Source organism: Humidesulfovibrio sp. (assembly GCF_031082295.1).
GTDB lineage: Bacteria > Desulfobacterota > Desulfovibrionia > Desulfovibrionales > Desulfovibrionaceae > Humidesulfovibrio.
Genome location: NZ_JAVHLD010000003.1, coordinates 136,969 through 152,771, shown reverse-complemented (window position 1 = coordinate 152,771; position 15,803 = coordinate 136,969). Strand labels below are relative to the sequence as shown.

Below are 15,803 nucleotides of genomic sequence, written 5' to 3'. Positions count from 1 at the left end.
ATGCGCAAGGACAGCAGAATCTACGTGGCGGGACACCGGGGCCTGGCCGGCTCGGCCCTGGCGCGCGCGCTTGCGGCGGCGGGCTACGCCAATGTCCTCACCCGCACCCACGCCGAGCTTGACCTCACGGACCAGGCCGCGGTGCGCGCCTTCTTCCAGGCCGAGCGGCCGGACCACGTGTTCCTGGCCGCGGCCAGGGTCGGCGGCATCCACGCCAACAGCACCTACCCGGCCCAGTTCATCCGCGACAACCTGGCCATCCAGACCAACGTCATCCACGAGGCCTGGGCCGCCGGGGTGGACCGCCTGCTGTTCCTCGGGTCCAGCTGCATCTACCCGCGCCACTGCCCCCAGCCCATGCGCGAGGAGCATTTGCTCACCGGCCCGCTGGAGCCCACCAACCGGGCCTACGCAGTGGCCAAGATCGCGGGCATCGAGATGTGCGCCAGCTACAACCGCCAGTACGGCACGCGGTTTTTGGCGGCCATGCCGACGAACCTCTATGGCCCCGGCGACACCTACGACCTGGAGAACTCCCACGTCATCCCGGCCATCATCCGCAAGATGCACGAGGCCAAGGCGCGCGGGGATGCGGAGGTCGTGATCTGGGGCACAGGGGACGCCCGGCGCGAGTTCCTGTTCAGCGACGACATGGCCGGGGCCTGCGTCATGCTCATGGGACTCCCGCAGGAAACCTTTGGTGCGCTGCTTGGCCAGGGCGGACTGCCGTTGATCAACGTGGGCAGCGGCGAGGAGATGAGCGTTTCAGACATGGCGCGCGTGGTGGCGGAAGTCGTTGGCTTCCGGGGGGGATTTGCGTACGACTCCTCCCGGCCAGACGGCACTCCCAAGAAGGTGCTCGACGCCTCGCGCATATTCGCGCTGGGCTGGCGGCCCCGCGTGGCCCTGCGCGAGGGCATCGCCGCAGCGTATCAGGATTTTTTGAGCAGGTACGGGGCATGAGCGGCGTCCTCGGTTCCGACGCCCTCTTTCATCCCCCCGGGGAGCTCTCGCGAAGCGGCGTGCTCGACGTGGGGCTCAAGTGCGCCCACTCCTGCCGCTTCTGCTACTACAGCTTCATGGCCGAGGCGGCCTCCGGGGGCAAAGGCCAGCCCTCCGGTCAGCATGCCGCCCTGCGCCACGCCAGTTTCCGCTCCACCGAAGACAGCTTGCGCATCATCGACCTCATGGCCGGACACGGCCTCATCAATTTCGACATCACCGGCGGCGAGCCCACCATGCACAAGGGCCTGCCGGACATGGTGCGCCGCGCGCGGGAGCGAGGCATGAGCGTGCGCGTCATCACCCTGGGGCAGTTCCTGATGCAGCCCGGCGGCGGGCGGGAGCGCCTGCTGGACGCCCTGCTTGAGGCCGGGACCACGGACTTCCTGTTCTCGCTGCATTCGTCCACGGAGGAAGGCTTCCACGCGGCCACCCGGGGCTCGCTTAAGAAGGTCCTGGCGGCCATGGACGCCCTGGACGGGCTCGGGTTCCAGTACAGCGCCAACACGGTGATCCACGCGGGCAACGTGGCCGAGCTGCCGGACATCGCCAGGCTCTCCGCCGCGCGCGGGGTGTACCACCACAATTTCATCGTCTTCAACGCCTACTACCGCTGGGATTCCCCCGCGAGCATCGCCGGGCTGCAGGCCGGCTACCCGGACATCAAGGGGCCGCTTGAGCGCGCCGTGGAGATTCTTTCCGCCGCCGGGGTGGCCGTGACCATCCGCTACCTGCCCCTGTGCGCCGCGCCGGAGCTTGTGCGGCACATCGTGGGCGTGGTGGGCGTGCACCACGACCCGCATGAGTGGATGAACCGGGCGGGAAACTCTGACCGCGAGCCGGAATATTGCGCCGAGCCGTTGCCCGTGCCCGTGGACGCTCCGCGACATATTTATGCCCTGAAGCGCGGCGAGCGGCGGCTGGATTTCGGCGCCGACGGGAATGTGGACATCGTGGCCGAGCGCGGCGACGCCTTCAAGGTCTTTCCGGCGCTCTGCCGGAACTGCGCGGCCATGGACTACTGCGACGGGCTGGACCCCAAGTACATCCTGCTGCACGGCCTTTCCGGCCTGGCGCCCTTTGCGGACATGCCGGGCAGCTTGCCGCTCACGGCCTCGCGCAGGGCCTACCTGCCGGCGTTTCTGCTCAAGCGCGAGCCCCTGGCCGACATGCGGGGAGCCGTCGCGGGCGTCCTGCAGGGTTTTGCACCAGGCCAGGCGGTCTATCCTTATGCCTCCGGTCCCTTGCTGGAGAGGCCAAACACCTACCAGTTTGCCCAGTGCACCGGGCCGGGGTTTCTGGAAGCTTGGCGTGACAGCCGCCGAAGGGCCCTGGCCGCCCTGGGGCCGGAGCAGGCACCGGAGCGGGTAGCGGAAGACATATCGTCGGCCATCATCCTTCCGGGCGAGTCCGGCGTGTTGTTTGCCGCCCTGCGGCGGGGACTGGCGCGAAATGACGGATCCGAGGCCCTGGAACTGCTCGACCGGTTGGTGCAGCGCTTCGAGGTGACCAAGCGTGTCTACGGGAGCTACGCCGCCGACTGCCGCGCCGCGGACAAGGGCGACTATCTGCGCCTGGATCGTTATGTCGCGTTCGGCGTGCTGCTGCAGGAGGCCTACGTGAAGACCTCCTGCCTTAGCTATCTGAACGCGCTGCTCAAGCTGCTCGACACCGTGTGCGCGCGTGCCGCTTCCGTGCCTGAGTCGTGGCGCGGGAAGGCGGCCTGGCTCCTGGGGCGCGAAGCCGACTTCGTGGCGGCGCTTGAACACGGGGGGGATAAATGAGTGGCGTGGTGCTGTTGGCCGCGCCCAACACGCGGGCCCAGTATTATGCGCAGGCTCTGGCCGAGGCGGGTTTAAACCTGCGCGGAGCGGTGCTCATGGGTGATGCCGCGCGGCATGGTGAACCTCGTGCTGAAGGGCCGCCCCCATGGCCGGACGCGCCGCTGTTTTTTGCGGATTTGCGTATTCCCTTGGCTGCTACCTGCGCGCAGATTGCGGACGAGGTGGTGCATGCGCAGGTGACGAGCGTAAATTGCCCGGAGGTCGTGTCCGCCCTCGCCTCCCTCAACCCCGCATTGGTGGTGTACGCAGGTTACGGGGGGCAGATAGTCGGCCAGGAGGTGCTGGGGCTTGGAGTGCCTCTGTTGCACCTGCACGCGGGCAGGCTGCCGGAGTACAGGGGCAGCACCACGATCTATTACAGCATATTGCTGGAGGGGGCCTGCGCGGTGAGCGCAATCCTGCTCTCGGCAGGCATAGACTTGGGGCCGATAGTGGCCAGGCGCGATTACCCGGCGCCCCTGCCTGGGGTGGACGTGGACAAATGCTACGACAATGCCATTCGCGCTGACCTGCTTGTGCGCTGCCTGGAGCAGTGGCTGCGGACAGGGCGGTTTGACGAAGAGGCGCAGACCCCAGGCGCGGGGCGCACCTACTATATCATCCACCCCGTTCTGAAACGTGTTGCCCTGGATTCGCTCCGTGGGGATCCTCCTCGGGCGGCGAGTCCAGATGAAGGACGGTAACATGGCACGCGATGATTTTTACGGGAATCAGTGCAACCAGACGGTGTCATTCCTTGAGTTCGGCCAGATTGACCTGGGCGCGGGCAAAAAGACCATCTGGGATTTTCGCCTGCACCAGAAGGCCTACGATTGGTTCATGCTTGGCCGCTACTCCAACGACCTTTTGGCCTACCGGGCAATGAGCCGCGACTTGGGCCAGGTTCCTCTGGAGAAGATATTCGGGCATTTCGACGAGGAAGTACACCATCCCATGGATGGGGTGACCAGCGTGGCCCAGATGTGTGCTCTGGCCGCTGCCGAGGGGCGCTCTTTTCTGGAGTTCGGGCAGACGCTCTACGGCTGCATCGATGCCATGAGTTTTGTCCAAAAGCTGTGTGCCCAGTTGGGGATCAGCGGCCTGGAAGTGCCACTGGAGCAGGTCAGCTGGTTCGGGGCGGACCTCTCCGCCATGTTCAACGAGTTGGCCGAGGTTATGCATCCGGGGCTGCACGTGGAGGCAAGGGCGGATTTGGGAAAGCTGCCGGACCAGGTCGACGTTCGTTTCGCCAAAGGCATCACCTTGCATTACGCGGTGCGTGAGCCGGATGAGCTCTTCAACATCATGGGCGGCGCCAAGTGCGCGCTTTTTGATTACTCTATTTCCCTGCATGGGCGGCAGCAAGCGACAGTGGGGACGGGCAAGACACTCTGCTACCTCGGCGTGGAGGAGTTCCTGGAGGAGCGGCGGCGCCTTGGGGTACCGCTTCTGGTCAGGAGATCGTCACGCCACCAGGCGGATCTGAACCGGGTCTGGCTGGACTGCCTATACGGCGAGGCTGAGATCTGCGCGCGTTATGTGTCGCTCGAGGCCGAGGTTCGGGCGGCCCTGCGCGAGAAGCTTTCCAGTGTGGCCACGGCCAAGCGGTTTATAGGGCCGGAGGGCCGCGCGGAGTGGATGCCGGTGGAGGACTACCTCGCGGCACTGCCTAAAAACACCGGGGAGGCGGGCGGAGGCGTGAAATGAGTCAGGCTTCGGCCTTTGCCGACGAAGCGGAGCTGCTGGCTGGCATCAGGCGCGTCATGGAGCACGACCGGGCCAGCGGCCGCAAGGTCGTGGCTTTGCACCTGTGCTCCGCCGGGCAGGCGCAGTTCCATCTGCCGGTCATCGAGGAGCTTTCCCGGCGTGGACTGCCCCTGGCCCTGTACCTGGCTCTGGACTATCCCATGCCGGAGGTGGCGGAGGCTCTGGGGATCGGCCTTGAGCGCTGCTTCCCGGCCACTGCGGCGCACACGCTGTCTACCATGGATCTGTTCCTGGAAAGCGAAATCTACGGGCGTGGCCCGACCCAGGCCATCAAGGTCTTTGTCGGGCACGGTCAGCCGAACAAGTTCACCAACTGGTCCGAGGAGAATCTACAGGCTTTTGATGTGTATTTCCTGTACGGGCAGCTGGAACGCGAGATGTTCGAGGTCATCCAGCAGAGCAAGCCCGAGAGCAGCGGGCACATTCGGCTCATGGACATCGGCTATCCCAAGCTGGACGCCCAGATGCGCGGCGACTACGACAGGGTGGAGGTGTTGCGCGGCCTCGGGCTCGACCCGGAGCTCAAAACGGTCATCTACGCCCCGGCCTGGGATCCGGGCTGCTCCCTGCGCACCAGTGGGCTTGCCATTGCGCGGACGTTGCTGGACCTGGGGGATGTGAACGTCATCGTAAAACTGCACCCGGTGAGCATGGAACCGAAAAAAAGCCCATATTTCGAGTTCTACACCGGCGGCATCTGCTGGGAGGACGAGTTCAAGGTCTTCAAGGACCACCCGCGCTTCGCCTTTGCCCGGCAGCAGCTGGTAAACCCCCTGCTGGTGGCCAGCGACGCCCTGCTGACGGATTTCAGCGGTGTTGCCTTGGAGTTCATGCTGCTGGACAGGCCAGTGCTGTATATGGATTGTCCCGAGTTCTACGAAAAGACGCAAAAGGAGTGGGGCAACGACGCGGACATGGCCAAGAACGACGACAGGTTCAACGCCGGGCGAAACTACGGCACGGTGGTATCCGGAGTGGCGGAGCTGCCCGGAGCCGTGCGCCGTGCCCTGGCCCGGCCGGAGGAGCTGTCCGCCCGGCGACGGGAGTTCATCGCCCGCTTCCTGTACAATCCGGGCAACGGGGCGCAGACCTTCGTGGACGCCGTTGAGGAACTCCTCGGCCTGAATCCGTCCGTTCCAGATCCAACGGAAAAGGGCTGAACCATGCGCATCGCCTACGTCTTCGTCATCGCCGACCTGCTGCACTTCGGGCACCTCCAGCTGCTGGAGGCGGCCAAGTCCGTGGCGGACGTGCTGGTTTGCGGCGTGCTCACGGACGAGGCCGTGGCGGCGTTCCAGGCACAGCCCATCTCCAGCTATGCAGAGCGCTCGGCGGTGGTACAGGCGGTCAGGTTCGTGGATGAGGTGGTGCCACAGGACAGCCAGGACCCGGTCAACAATGTCCGCGCGCTACGTCAGCGCTTTCCCGAGGCCGAGATCGTGTTCGTGCACGGCGACCAATGGGCCCGCGTGCCCGGTGTGGACGCGCTGAAGGCCATGGGCGTGGGCGTCCTGGCCCAGAAGTTTTACGACAAGCTGAGCAATGAGCGCATTGTGCAGAAGACTGTGGAAGGCGCCCTCGGAGCAGGCTCGGCGCTGGATACCTTCACCACAGGCTTCGCCACCCGCAACTTCAAGGTCTTCCGCAAGCGCCCGCCGCAGGTGGTGCTGGCCTCCAAGGCCAAGACCCTGCAAGCCCTGAAGCCTCTGCTCTCCGCCTCACGTATCGAGAAGACGTATGTCTTCACCGTAGCCAACTGGGGCCAGTACTCGGCGGACATTCTGCGTGATATCCGGCGCGAGTTTCCGACCGGCCGCGTGGTAGTGCGCAGTTCCTGCCAAGCGGAGGACTCCAGGCTCACCTCCAATGCCGGGCGCTTCCGCTCGGTGCTTGGTGTCTCCCCGCGCAAAGCGGCCGACCTGCGCCGGGCGATCTCAAGTGTCGTCGAATCGTACGGGGAGTCTGCCTGCGCCCTGGTCCAGGACCAAGTGCTGGTGCAGCAGCAGACCGAGTCTTTACAGGTCTGCGGGGTGATTCTGACCGCCGAGCTCAAGACCAACGCGCCCTACTACATCATCAATTACGATGATACCGGCAGCGCGGACGCGGTGACCTCGGGTACCTGCGGGAAGCTGCTGAAAATTTTCCGGACCACCCCGGCCTCGGCCCTGGAGTCGCCGTGGGACAAGGTCCTCGCTGCGGTACGCGAGATCGAGGAGATCGTGACGGAGTACCACCTGGATATCGAGTTTGCGGTGGACGGGCGTGGCGAGGTGGTGGTGTTCCAGGTGCGGCCCCTGGCCGCGAACATCGGCCTGGAGATGCCCGGTGAGAAGGACGTGGAGATTCTGGTCAAGGGCGCGGAGCGGCACTATCGCAAGCTCAAGGCCAACACGAACCTGTCCCCAGGCGAGCGGCCGGTCTTCAGCGACATGCTGTTCTGGAACCCGGCGGAATTGATAGGCCACAGCCCGTCGCCACTGGCGAGTTCCCTGTTCAAGCGACTCATCATGGACAAGGCCTGGAACCAGGGGCTTCTGGCCCTCGGCTATCCCAGCGTGTTCCCGCACCCGCTCATGGAACGCTTCCTGTACAAGCCGTACATCAACGTCAACACGGCCTTTCGCGCTCTGGTGCCGACCTGTGTGCCCGAACGGTTCCGCCAGCGGCTGCAAGAGTATTTCCTTGCCAAACTCATGGCCAACCCTTCCCTGCACGACAAGGCTGAATTCGAGATCATGTTCAGCTGTCATGACTTCCAGGTGCCGAAGCGCCTGCGCGAGTTGGAGGAGCATGGCTTCATCCGCGGCGAGGTGCAGGAACTGGAGCAGGTCCTTGCGGGATTTACCGCGCGGCTTTTGCGGCGCGCGGACGATATCCGCAAGACCCTGGCCGACCAGGTGGGCGAACTGGAGCGCTTCAACGCGCTGCCCCTTGAGGCTCACCTAGAGCGGATGCGCGGCGAACGCAGCCTCTATGGGGTCAGCGAGATGCTTGAGCAGTGCGAACGGCACGGCACCGTGCCTTTCTCCACCGCCGCGCGCCTGGCCTTCATCGCCGGGGCCTTCATGCGCAGCCTCGCCACGGCGGGGGTCATCTCGCAGGAGGAGCGGGAGCTGGTCATGAATACCTTCTCCAGCGTGGCCACCCAGATGGCCGAGGATACGCAGCTGGCCGCCAGCGGGCGTATGCCCTTTGCCGACTATCTGGAAAAGTACGGGCACCTGCGCGCAGGCACCTACGACATTACGCGCAGGCGCTATGCCGAGATCGTGACCCCTGAGACCTTGGGCCAGCCTCAGGAGCCGCGTTGCGTGGAACTCCCCGCGGAGTTGCGTAGGCGCATCGACAAGGCGGCGCGTTCCTCGGCCCTTGGCCTCTCCTTCGAGGCCCTGCACTCCTTTGCGGGAACCTTTATACATGCTCGAGAATACTACAAGTTCGTGTTTACAAGAACACTGAGCAACGCCCTTGAGGTTATCAAGGCGGCAGGGGCTCTCCAAGGTTTCGCCCCGGCGGACCTTGCGCACATGGACTTGGAGACGGCCTTCACCCTGTTCAGCCAGCGCCCAGAGGTGCTGGCCCAGCGCGTGGAGGTGGCCCGTGCCAGCCAGGAACGCTACGCGGTCCTGGCCTTGCCGCCGCTCATCTTCAGCGAGGCGGATTTTCGGGTACAGCGCTTCATGGCGGCGAAGCCCAACTTCATTACCACTCGCATGGTAGCCGGACCGGTAGTAGTGCTGGAGAACGGCGCGGGGGCCATGGACTTGGCCGGGAAAATCGTCTTCATCGAGAACGCCGACCCCGGCTATCATTGGATCTTTGCGCGCGGCATCGGGGGGCTGGTGACCAAGTATGGCGGCGCGGCCTCGCACATGGCCATCTGCTGTGCCGAGTTCGACATTCCGGCGGCCATCGGATGCGGCGAGTTGTACGACAGGCTGCGGCTGCATGAAACTGTGCGGCTGAACTGCCGCAACCACACCCTGAACTGAGCCCGGATACGGCAAAGGCGCGACCATGTTGGGAGTGACGCAGCGAGTGGTCCAGGTGCCGGGAAGGGGCACGCGGGATTGCCTGAACCAGGCCTGGGGGGTGTTTTTTCGCGCCTGCAACTTGCGCTACCTGCCCCTGCCCACGCTCCTGGACGAGCCTGCGGAGTACGTCGCTCGGGCCGGAATCCGGGGCATCGTGCTGAGCGGCGGAAACGATGTGCCGGGGTGCTGCCCGCCTGGCGTTTCCGGGGATTACGCCCCGGACCGCGACCGTCTGGAGGCGGAGTTGACGGCCCTGTGTCGGGCGTCCAGGCGTCCCATTCTGGGGGTGTGCCGGGGCATGCAGATGCTGAACCTGTTCTGCGGTGGCCGGGTGCGCCTTCTGGAAGGCCACGCCGGGACAGCGCATCCGTTGCGGATGCTGCCAGGCAGTGTCGGGCTGGGTCTGCCGGACGCGCTGGAGGTTGCCTCCCACCACCGCTACGGCCTTCTTCCCGAGGACCTTGGCGAGGGGTTGCTGCCCTTGGCCCTGGCAGAGGATGGCAGCGTGGAGGCCTTTCGGCACGCCTCGCTGCCCCTGGCCGGGCTCATGTGGCACCCGGAGCGGGCCGACGAGCCGCAACCCTGGGCCGTGTCGCTGTTCCAGGCGTTTTTCGGCGTGGAGAAGCGGGCATGAGCAGCGTGGACATACGGGCCATAGTGCTGGTGGCGGGCCTGGGTACGAGGCTGCGCCCGCTCACCGACGACAGGCCCAAATGTCTGGTGGAATTGGAAGGGCGGCCCATGCTCGAGATACAACTCGACGTGCTGCGCGGCCAGGGGATCCAGGATGTGGTCCTTGCAGCAGGCTACCGCGCGGAGGCTTTGCGCCCGCTTGGCCTACCCATGTGCGTCAACTCCCGCTTCGCGGACACCAACATGGTCTGGACCCTGCTTGCCGCGCGCGAGGCGCTCGAGGGCGAGGTGCTGCTGTGCTATGGCGACATCGTGTATTCGCCTGCGGTGCTGCGGGCGGTGCTGGACTGTCCCCATGACATTTGCGTGGCGGTTGACCTCGACTGGCTCGACTATTGGAGACGGCGCGGCGAGGACCCGCTGCTCGACGCGGAGACGCTGCGCCTGGAAGCGGGGCGCATCGTGGAGATCGGGCAGAAGCCGAAAAGCGTTGACGAGATCGAGGGCCAGTTCGTGGGGCTTATGAAGTTTTCCGGCGTCGGCGTGCGCACCCTGAACGCGGTGCTGGAAAAGGCCCAGGATGCTGGCGTGGTCTTCGGCAGGCCGCTGGAAAAGGCCTATACCACGGACTTGTTGAGCGAACTCATCGCGCAGGACCATGCGGTGCACCCTGCCTTCATCCGAGGCCAGTGGGTGGAGGTAGACACCCTCGGTGACCACGGCCTAGACATCACCCGCAGCAGGGTGCGGGCCATCCTCCATGAACTGGAGAAAAGCAGCTGAACCCGCACGCGACCTCGCAAGGTCATTTCGCGGCGTCAGCTTCCTCAAGCCGCGCCAGGTGCTCCTGCGCCGCCCGCCAGTGGGGCGAGTCCTTTGGCTCGGCCAGGAAAAGCGCCAGCGCCATCTGCGCCTGTCCCAGCTGCATGTAGACTTGCCCTCGCTTGTGGCGCAGGCCGTGGTGCTCCGGCGCCCGGGCCGCCAGCGCGTCCAGCATGGCCAGGGATTCCTCGTTGCGGGCCTGATAGCGCAGCACGTCGGACAGGGTGAGGTAATAGTCCAGGCAGTCCGGGTCCCGCAGGAGGGCCTGGCGGAAGCACTCTTCCCCGGCCCGCAGCTCCTTGGCGCGCACGTACATGCCACCCAGCCACTCCCAGTCGTCCGCGCTGAAAAAGCGGAATTCTTCCAGCGCGGCCGTCCGCTTCACAAGACCCACCCTGTCCCGGTCACGGAGGGTGGCCTGGAGGCGGAACAGCGCTGCCAGCCAGGACTCCATGCGGGCCAGCGGCTCGCCGCCATCACCGGGGCAGGCGTCATGGCGGGCGGCGGCAACCACAATGCAGGTGAGGAACATCCGCTCCTCCATGAGCCCTGCCGCCCGGCAGAGTTCAAACTCTTCTGCTGCCCCCGCCACGTCGCCCACGCGCCAGCGCAGCGCCGCCCTGCGCAACGGCGGGTTGCGGTCCGGCGTCATGGCGTCCCGGCGCTCCAGCAGCTCCAGGGCCAAGTGTGGATTATCTTCGATCAGTGCTCGATCAACGGGATCCTCGTTAGTGTCCCGGACGAGCAGGGCGTTTGCGGGCAAGGGGATGCCCAGCAGGGCCTTGTCCAGGGCCGCGCACAGGGGTTCAAACCCGAAACCGGCCATGAACCGCGCGCAAGCGTCCGTGTAGGGCTTGCGTCCCTCGCGAGCCAGCAGGGCGAGCTGGGTGGCGAAGTCCGGGAAGTCGCCCACGGTAAAGGTTCGGCCCAGGGCGTTATGGTCCACGCGCCAAGCCATGAGGCCCAGGTCCGGCACCAGCACCGGCAGGCCGTACTCCGCTCCCATGAGCTGGATGCCCGACGACCCGTAGTGGTTGCTGTAGGGCAGGGCCAGGCAGGCCGTGCGCGGGCTCGCCAGCGTCGCCTCGAACAGGCTCTGGGCGACGTAGCCGAAGCGGGCGAAAAGCCGCCCCTGGACATTAAGCTCCGCCAGCAGGGCGTCGGTCTCCGGGTCTGTTTCGGGGTCCGGCACGCGTTGGCCAAGCACCACCAGGCGCAGTTCCGTATCGGTTGCTGCGGCGCGAAGTATCCAGAGGTTGTTCTTGCGTCGGTCGAACTTTCCCAGCAGCGGTAGAACGGGCCGCTGGTCCCGGTCCAAAAAGGCGCACAGGGCTTCAAGCTCGGCCTGCCCGCCGTCGGTCTGCTTCGTCGAGGTGGCCGGCTCCCGCTCCTGCAGGAACTCCCGATAGGGGTCGGGCAGCAGGTGCAGATACTGCTCTTCGGGATCGCGTGCGCGCACGTGCAACTCGTCGATGGAAAGCACCCCGCGGAAGCCCTGCCGGTGGCCGAGCAGGGCGTTCAGCCGCCGCGTGTAAAGCTCGGGCAGGCCGGTGTGCACCTCGCGGTGGCCAAAGGTCACCACAGGCCACACCGGGCCAGGTAGACTCAGCTGCGGGTCGCAGCAAGCGTCGGTCTCGAAGAAAAGGCGATCGCCGTTGAGCAGCAACACCTGCGCGCCAGGATAGCGGGAGAAGATTGCCGCCAGCAGTTCCCGCCAGTGCAGATCGAAGAGCACCAGTGCCTCTCCTGGCGTGAAGCCCGAGGCCTCGTCGAAAGCGGCCACTCCGAGTTCAGCCGGGTGCTCCAGGCGGACCCGCGGTTCCTGGGCGAAGGCGCGGGCAAAGCTCCCCTCGGGCTGGGCCAGGCCCAGATGCACCACATCAAGCCCTCGCGCCAGCGCCCAGCGGGTGAAGTTGGCGGCGTAGGAGGGGAAATGACCGTAGTTCAAAAAGTTGACGAGGACCAGAGGCCCTTGCAGAGACTGACTGCCTTGCGGGGAGCGGGTTGGGTGGTTCATGGGATGCATTCCTGTTGGTTGCCGGGGGACGGCTGACGAGTGCCGCTTCGCCTTGGGTGGAAAGTGGCATATTCGTGCCCATCGGGCAAGGCTGCACAGCTAAGCACGCATGCAATTTGAAAAACAGCTTGATAAGGCGCACAAGGCCGAATAAGCATGGTCATCCCCTGGAGCTGGCGAACAGGGCCTTGCGGCGCGAAGATTGCAATTCTGTTCTCGATGGGTCTGGACGGACCCGGATCAGCATCGGCCGGAGCGGAACGCATATGCCAGAAATCTCGGTCATCATCCCGACCTACAAGCGGCCGCAATCTCTCGTGGAAACCCTTGAGAGCCTGCGGCAACAGACGTTCGGCGACTTCGAGGTGTTGGTGGTGGACAACGCCGCCGACCCGGAGACGCAGGTCGCTGCGGAGTCCTTCGCCAAGCGTTCCCCCTTCTCCGTGCGCTGTCTGAGCCATCCGTACGGGGGCAGCAGCGGCGCGCGCAATCATGGCGTCCTGAACGCGAGGGCCGAGCTTCTTGTCTTCACGGATGACGACGTGAGCCCCGCTCCGGGATGGCTCGCCGAGTACCGGCGGCGCTTTCAGGAGAATCCGGACATGCTCGTGTCCGGCGGGCGCGTGGTGCCATTGTGGGAAGCCCCGCCAGAGCCCTGGCTTCTCGACTACATCTCCGGCACTTGGTACTTCGGGCCATACGCCCTCATGGACCAGGGGCCTGAATTCTTCACCGGGCCTGATGTGTGGTTTTTCAGTTGCAACATGGCCATCCGCTCCAAGGTGTTTTCGTGGACCGGATTCCACCCCGAAATGTACGGGGGGAAAACCGTGGGGGACGGCGAGTCCGGCCTGTTCGCGGACATCGCCACGGCTGGCGGGTGCATTGGCTACTCGCCCGAGGCAGAAGTAAACCACCGGATTCATAAGGGGCGCATGACTCCGGCCTATCTGCGCAAGTGGGCCTGGCACCTTGGCGGTTGCCTCATGTTTCAGAAATGGCGGGGCCGCCGGCGCACCCTGGGCGCGCTGTGCGCCGAGGCGCTTGGCATCGTGCGCGACTTCGGCGGGAGCTGGCTGCGGGCCGCCCTGACGCCGGAAGGTGTTGACCGCGAGCGTATCGACCTGGGCTGCCGAGCCGAAGAGGGGCGCTGCCGCGTGGCCTATGTTTATTGGATGTTACGCCGTGATCCGCAGGTGATCGAGGCTCTGGATATGGACCATTTTGCCGTACTTTCCAAGGAATAACCCATGAGCATGCCCCGCCCCTGGACCAAGGAATACATCGAACGTCGCCAGGACGTGCTGTGCCGGATCATCCGCGACCCGGCCGTGCTGGCTGATTTCGCCGTCCGGCGGCCCCTGCCTGCGGGCCATGGCGCGGGCCTGGACGAGCGCTGCATCGAATACCCCTGGATGCTCTCGCGCCTGAAGTCCGGCCCGGAGCGCCTGCTTGACGCCGGCTCGGCCCTGAACCACCCGTGGTTGCTGGAGCTTCCGGTGTTCGCAGGCAAGGGCATGCACATCCTGACCCTGGCTCCCGAGGGCCACTGCGCCTGGCAGGCTGGCATTTCCTACATCTTCGCCGACCTGCGCGACATCCCCATGCGTGACGGCTTTTACACGCGCATCGCCTGCATTTCCACCCTGGAGCATGTGGGCTTCGACAACAGCGTCTACGCGGGCGAGGCGCACCGCCAGAGCGGCTTGCGGGACGAGTATAAGCGGGCTCTGACGGAGCTGAAGCGCGTACTGGCCCCCGGCGGTGAGCTGCTGCTGACGCTGCCTTTCGGTCGCTACGAGAACTTGGTCCTGGCCCAGCAGTTCGATTCTACGCTGCTGGCGGAGCTCGTCGAGAGCTTTGGCCCGGCCGAGGTGGAGAAGACGTTCTATCGCTATGGCCTGGACGGCTGGCAACTGTCCGACGAGGCCGCCTGCGCCGAGGCGCGCTACGCCCGCTGGGCTATCGATTGTTTCCTGAACCCCGGCGGCTATGACCTGGCCGCTGCGCCCGTGGACGCGGACTTGGCCCCGGCGGCGCGGGCCGTGGCCTGCCTGCGCCTGGTGAAGGGGGCCTGAGCATGACGGGATCGGGCAAGGCCTCTGCGGGCGCAAGCGTGAAGGTCCTGTTGGCGGGAATCTACGACACCAACACCCTCTCTCTGGCGCCACAGGTGCTGAAGGCCTACGCGGAACAGTTTGACTACGCCCTCCCTGTGGCCGTCGATACCCGCGAGTATTCGCTGTTCCGCCACAGCGCGCGGGATATCGCGGCCGAGCTGAACGACCAGGGGGCGGATGTCATCGGTCTGAGCGTCTACATCTGGAATTACTCGCTCATCCTGGAACTCGTGCCTCTGCTGCAAGGCCGCGTCATGCTGGGCGGACCGCAGGTGACGAGCATTGAGCGGCAGCTTCTTGAGCGCATGCCAAATGTGGAGCTCATTGTCACCGGCGAGGGTGAGTTGGTGTTCGTAGAGTTGCTGCGAGCCTTTTGCGGCGAGATTCCGCTGCACACGGTGCCGGGCATAACCACCCCCCTGTTCCAGAACCCGCCGCCTGCGGCCCTGGACCTGTCCACTCTGCCATTGATGTACGGCGACATGCTGGACCGGCATCCCGGCTTGAGCTGGATCTCGTTCCAGGCTTCGCGCGGTTGCCCCTTCGGCTGCCGCTACTGCTGCTGGGGCGGCTCGCGCAAGCTTCGGCTATCGCCCCTGGCCAGCGTCCTGGCCGAGCTTGAGGCCATTCTCCGGCACGAGTCCATCACCTCCATCTACTTCTGCGATTCGGACATCCTGCTGGACCAGGAGCGGGCCCTGGCTATCCTGGAGTTCATTATCGCGCGCAGGCCTGGGCTGGACGTGCGCTTCGAGTTCAACGCCGAGCACCTGAGCGATCCCATCTTGGAGTGCATCGAACGTCTGCCTGCCATGGAGATCAACTTCGGCCTGCAGACCGTGAACCCCGCAGCTCTTGAGAACATCGGCCGAAAGTTCCGGCGCGGAATTTTCGAGGCCAACTTCGCCAAGGCGGCGGACCGCTTCGGCGAGCGCATCACCATGGACCTCATTTATGGACTGCCGGGTGACGACTACGCCGGATTCAAGGCCTCCATGGATTACGCGCTCTCCCTGGGGACCGTCAGGCGCATATTGACCAACCCTCTGCTTGTGTTGCCAGGCTCGGAGTTCCATAAAAACGCCGAGAGCTATGGTTTCAAGCTGCGCGGTCCGGACAGCTTCGTGGTGGACTCTTGCGCCACCTTCTCAGGAGAGGACATGGAGTCGGCGCGCAAGCTCTCCTTCTGGGTGGCGGTGTTCTTTTTCAACACGGCCCTGCGCGACGCGCTGCTTGCTGTAGCCCAGCGGCAGGACCGAAAGGTGTCGGACGTACTGCTGGCATTCGTTGACACGCTTCCCGAAGATTTCGTTCCTGCGCGGCATCCGGACATGGTGCCCGGCGCACGCGAGGACTTTGCCCGGCGCAATGCCGCGCTGGGCGCGATCATCGGCCGCTACCCGGAACTCGTGGAACTCTTCCGCGCTCGCCTCGGCGACGGTGAATTGCTGGACTGTTATGAGGACAAGTTCACGGAGCAGTTCCGCAAGGTCCAGGGGTTCATCTCGCGCGACGAAAACGGGAGTGCATGAGCCAAGACCGGCTGAACCTGGCGCGACTTGGACCGGAGGGCGGCGGCGCA

Annotated in this window: 12 protein-coding genes; 11 read left to right on the top strand and 1 reads right to left on the bottom strand. The window is 65.2% G+C overall.

Annotated features, from left to right (window positions below; genetic code table 11):
- Genes RDU24_RS03150 through RDU24_RS03115 form a run of 8 tightly spaced genes read left to right on the top strand, consistent with a single transcriptional unit; the run spans position 1 to position 10,045 of the window.
- Complete coding sequence (locus tag RDU24_RS03150) at positions 1 to 963, top strand: GDP-L-fucose synthase family protein (RefSeq protein WP_308734282.1); 963 nt, start codon at positions 1 to 3, stop codon at positions 961 to 963.
- A complete protein-coding gene (locus RDU24_RS03145) occupies positions 960 to 2,786 on the top strand; it encodes a radical SAM protein (protein WP_308734281.1) in 1,827 nt (608 codons plus the stop codon). Before RDU24_RS03150 ends, RDU24_RS03145 begins: the two co-directional genes overlap by 4 nt.
- The gene (locus RDU24_RS03140) at positions 2,783 to 3,529 is read left to right on the top strand and encodes a hypothetical protein (protein ID WP_308734280.1); all 747 of its coding nucleotides are present in this window, start codon (positions 2,783 to 2,785) and stop codon (positions 3,527 to 3,529) included. Before RDU24_RS03145 ends, RDU24_RS03140 begins: the two co-directional genes overlap by 4 nt.
- Position 3,530: 1 nt before the next feature.
- Positions 3,531 to 4,532 (top strand): hypothetical protein, encoded by a 1,002-nt coding sequence (locus tag RDU24_RS03135; protein ID WP_308734279.1) that lies wholly within the window; start codon positions 3,531 to 3,533, stop codon positions 4,530 to 4,532.
- Entirely contained in the window at positions 4,529 to 5,752 is a 1,224-nt protein-coding gene (locus RDU24_RS03130) for a CDP-glycerol glycerophosphotransferase family protein (protein ID WP_308734278.1), read from the top strand. The genes RDU24_RS03135 and RDU24_RS03130 overlap by 4 nt, the downstream gene beginning before the upstream one ends.
- Positions 5,753 to 5,755: 3 nt before the next feature.
- The gene (locus RDU24_RS03125; protein WP_308734277.1) at positions 5,756 to 8,587 is read left to right on the top strand and encodes a PEP-utilizing enzyme; all 2,832 of its coding nucleotides are present in this window, start codon (positions 5,756 to 5,758) and stop codon (positions 8,585 to 8,587) included.
- A 25-nt stretch (positions 8,588 to 8,612) separates the two neighbouring features.
- A complete protein-coding gene (locus RDU24_RS03120) occupies positions 8,613 to 9,263 on the top strand; it encodes a gamma-glutamyl-gamma-aminobutyrate hydrolase family protein (RefSeq protein ID WP_308734276.1) in 651 nt (216 codons plus the stop codon).
- On the top strand, positions 9,260 to 10,045 hold the full coding sequence (locus RDU24_RS03115) for a phosphocholine cytidylyltransferase family protein (protein ID WP_308734275.1): 786 nt from the start codon (positions 9,260 to 9,262) through the stop codon (positions 10,043 to 10,045). The genes RDU24_RS03120 and RDU24_RS03115 overlap by 4 nt, the downstream gene beginning before the upstream one ends.
- A gap of 22 nt (positions 10,046 to 10,067) precedes the next feature.
- Here the strand turns inward: RDU24_RS03115 and RDU24_RS03110 are convergent, their stop codons facing one another.
- Positions 10,068 to 12,101, bottom strand: a complete 2,034-nt coding sequence (locus RDU24_RS03110; RefSeq protein ID WP_308734274.1) for a tetratricopeptide repeat protein — start codon at positions 12,099 to 12,101, stop codon at positions 10,068 to 10,070.
- Between the two features lie 266 nt (positions 12,102 to 12,367).
- On the opposite strand from RDU24_RS03110, the gene RDU24_RS03105 reads away from it, so the two are divergent.
- The 3 genes from RDU24_RS03105 to RDU24_RS03095 are packed head-to-tail and all read left to right on the top strand — an operon-like array spanning position 12,368 to position 15,753.
- The gene (locus tag RDU24_RS03105) at positions 12,368 to 13,348 is read left to right on the top strand and encodes a glycosyltransferase family 2 protein (RefSeq protein ID WP_308734273.1); all 981 of its coding nucleotides are present in this window, start codon (positions 12,368 to 12,370) and stop codon (positions 13,346 to 13,348) included.
- A gap of 3 nt (positions 13,349 to 13,351) precedes the next feature.
- A complete protein-coding gene (locus tag RDU24_RS03100; protein ID WP_308734272.1) occupies positions 13,352 to 14,179 on the top strand; it encodes a methyltransferase domain-containing protein in 828 nt (275 codons plus the stop codon).
- A gap of 2 nt (positions 14,180 to 14,181) precedes the next feature.
- Positions 14,182 to 15,753, top strand: a complete 1,572-nt coding sequence (locus RDU24_RS03095; RefSeq protein WP_308734271.1) for a B12-binding domain-containing radical SAM protein — start codon at positions 14,182 to 14,184, stop codon at positions 15,751 to 15,753.
- Positions 15,754 to 15,803: the final 50 nt, after the last annotated feature.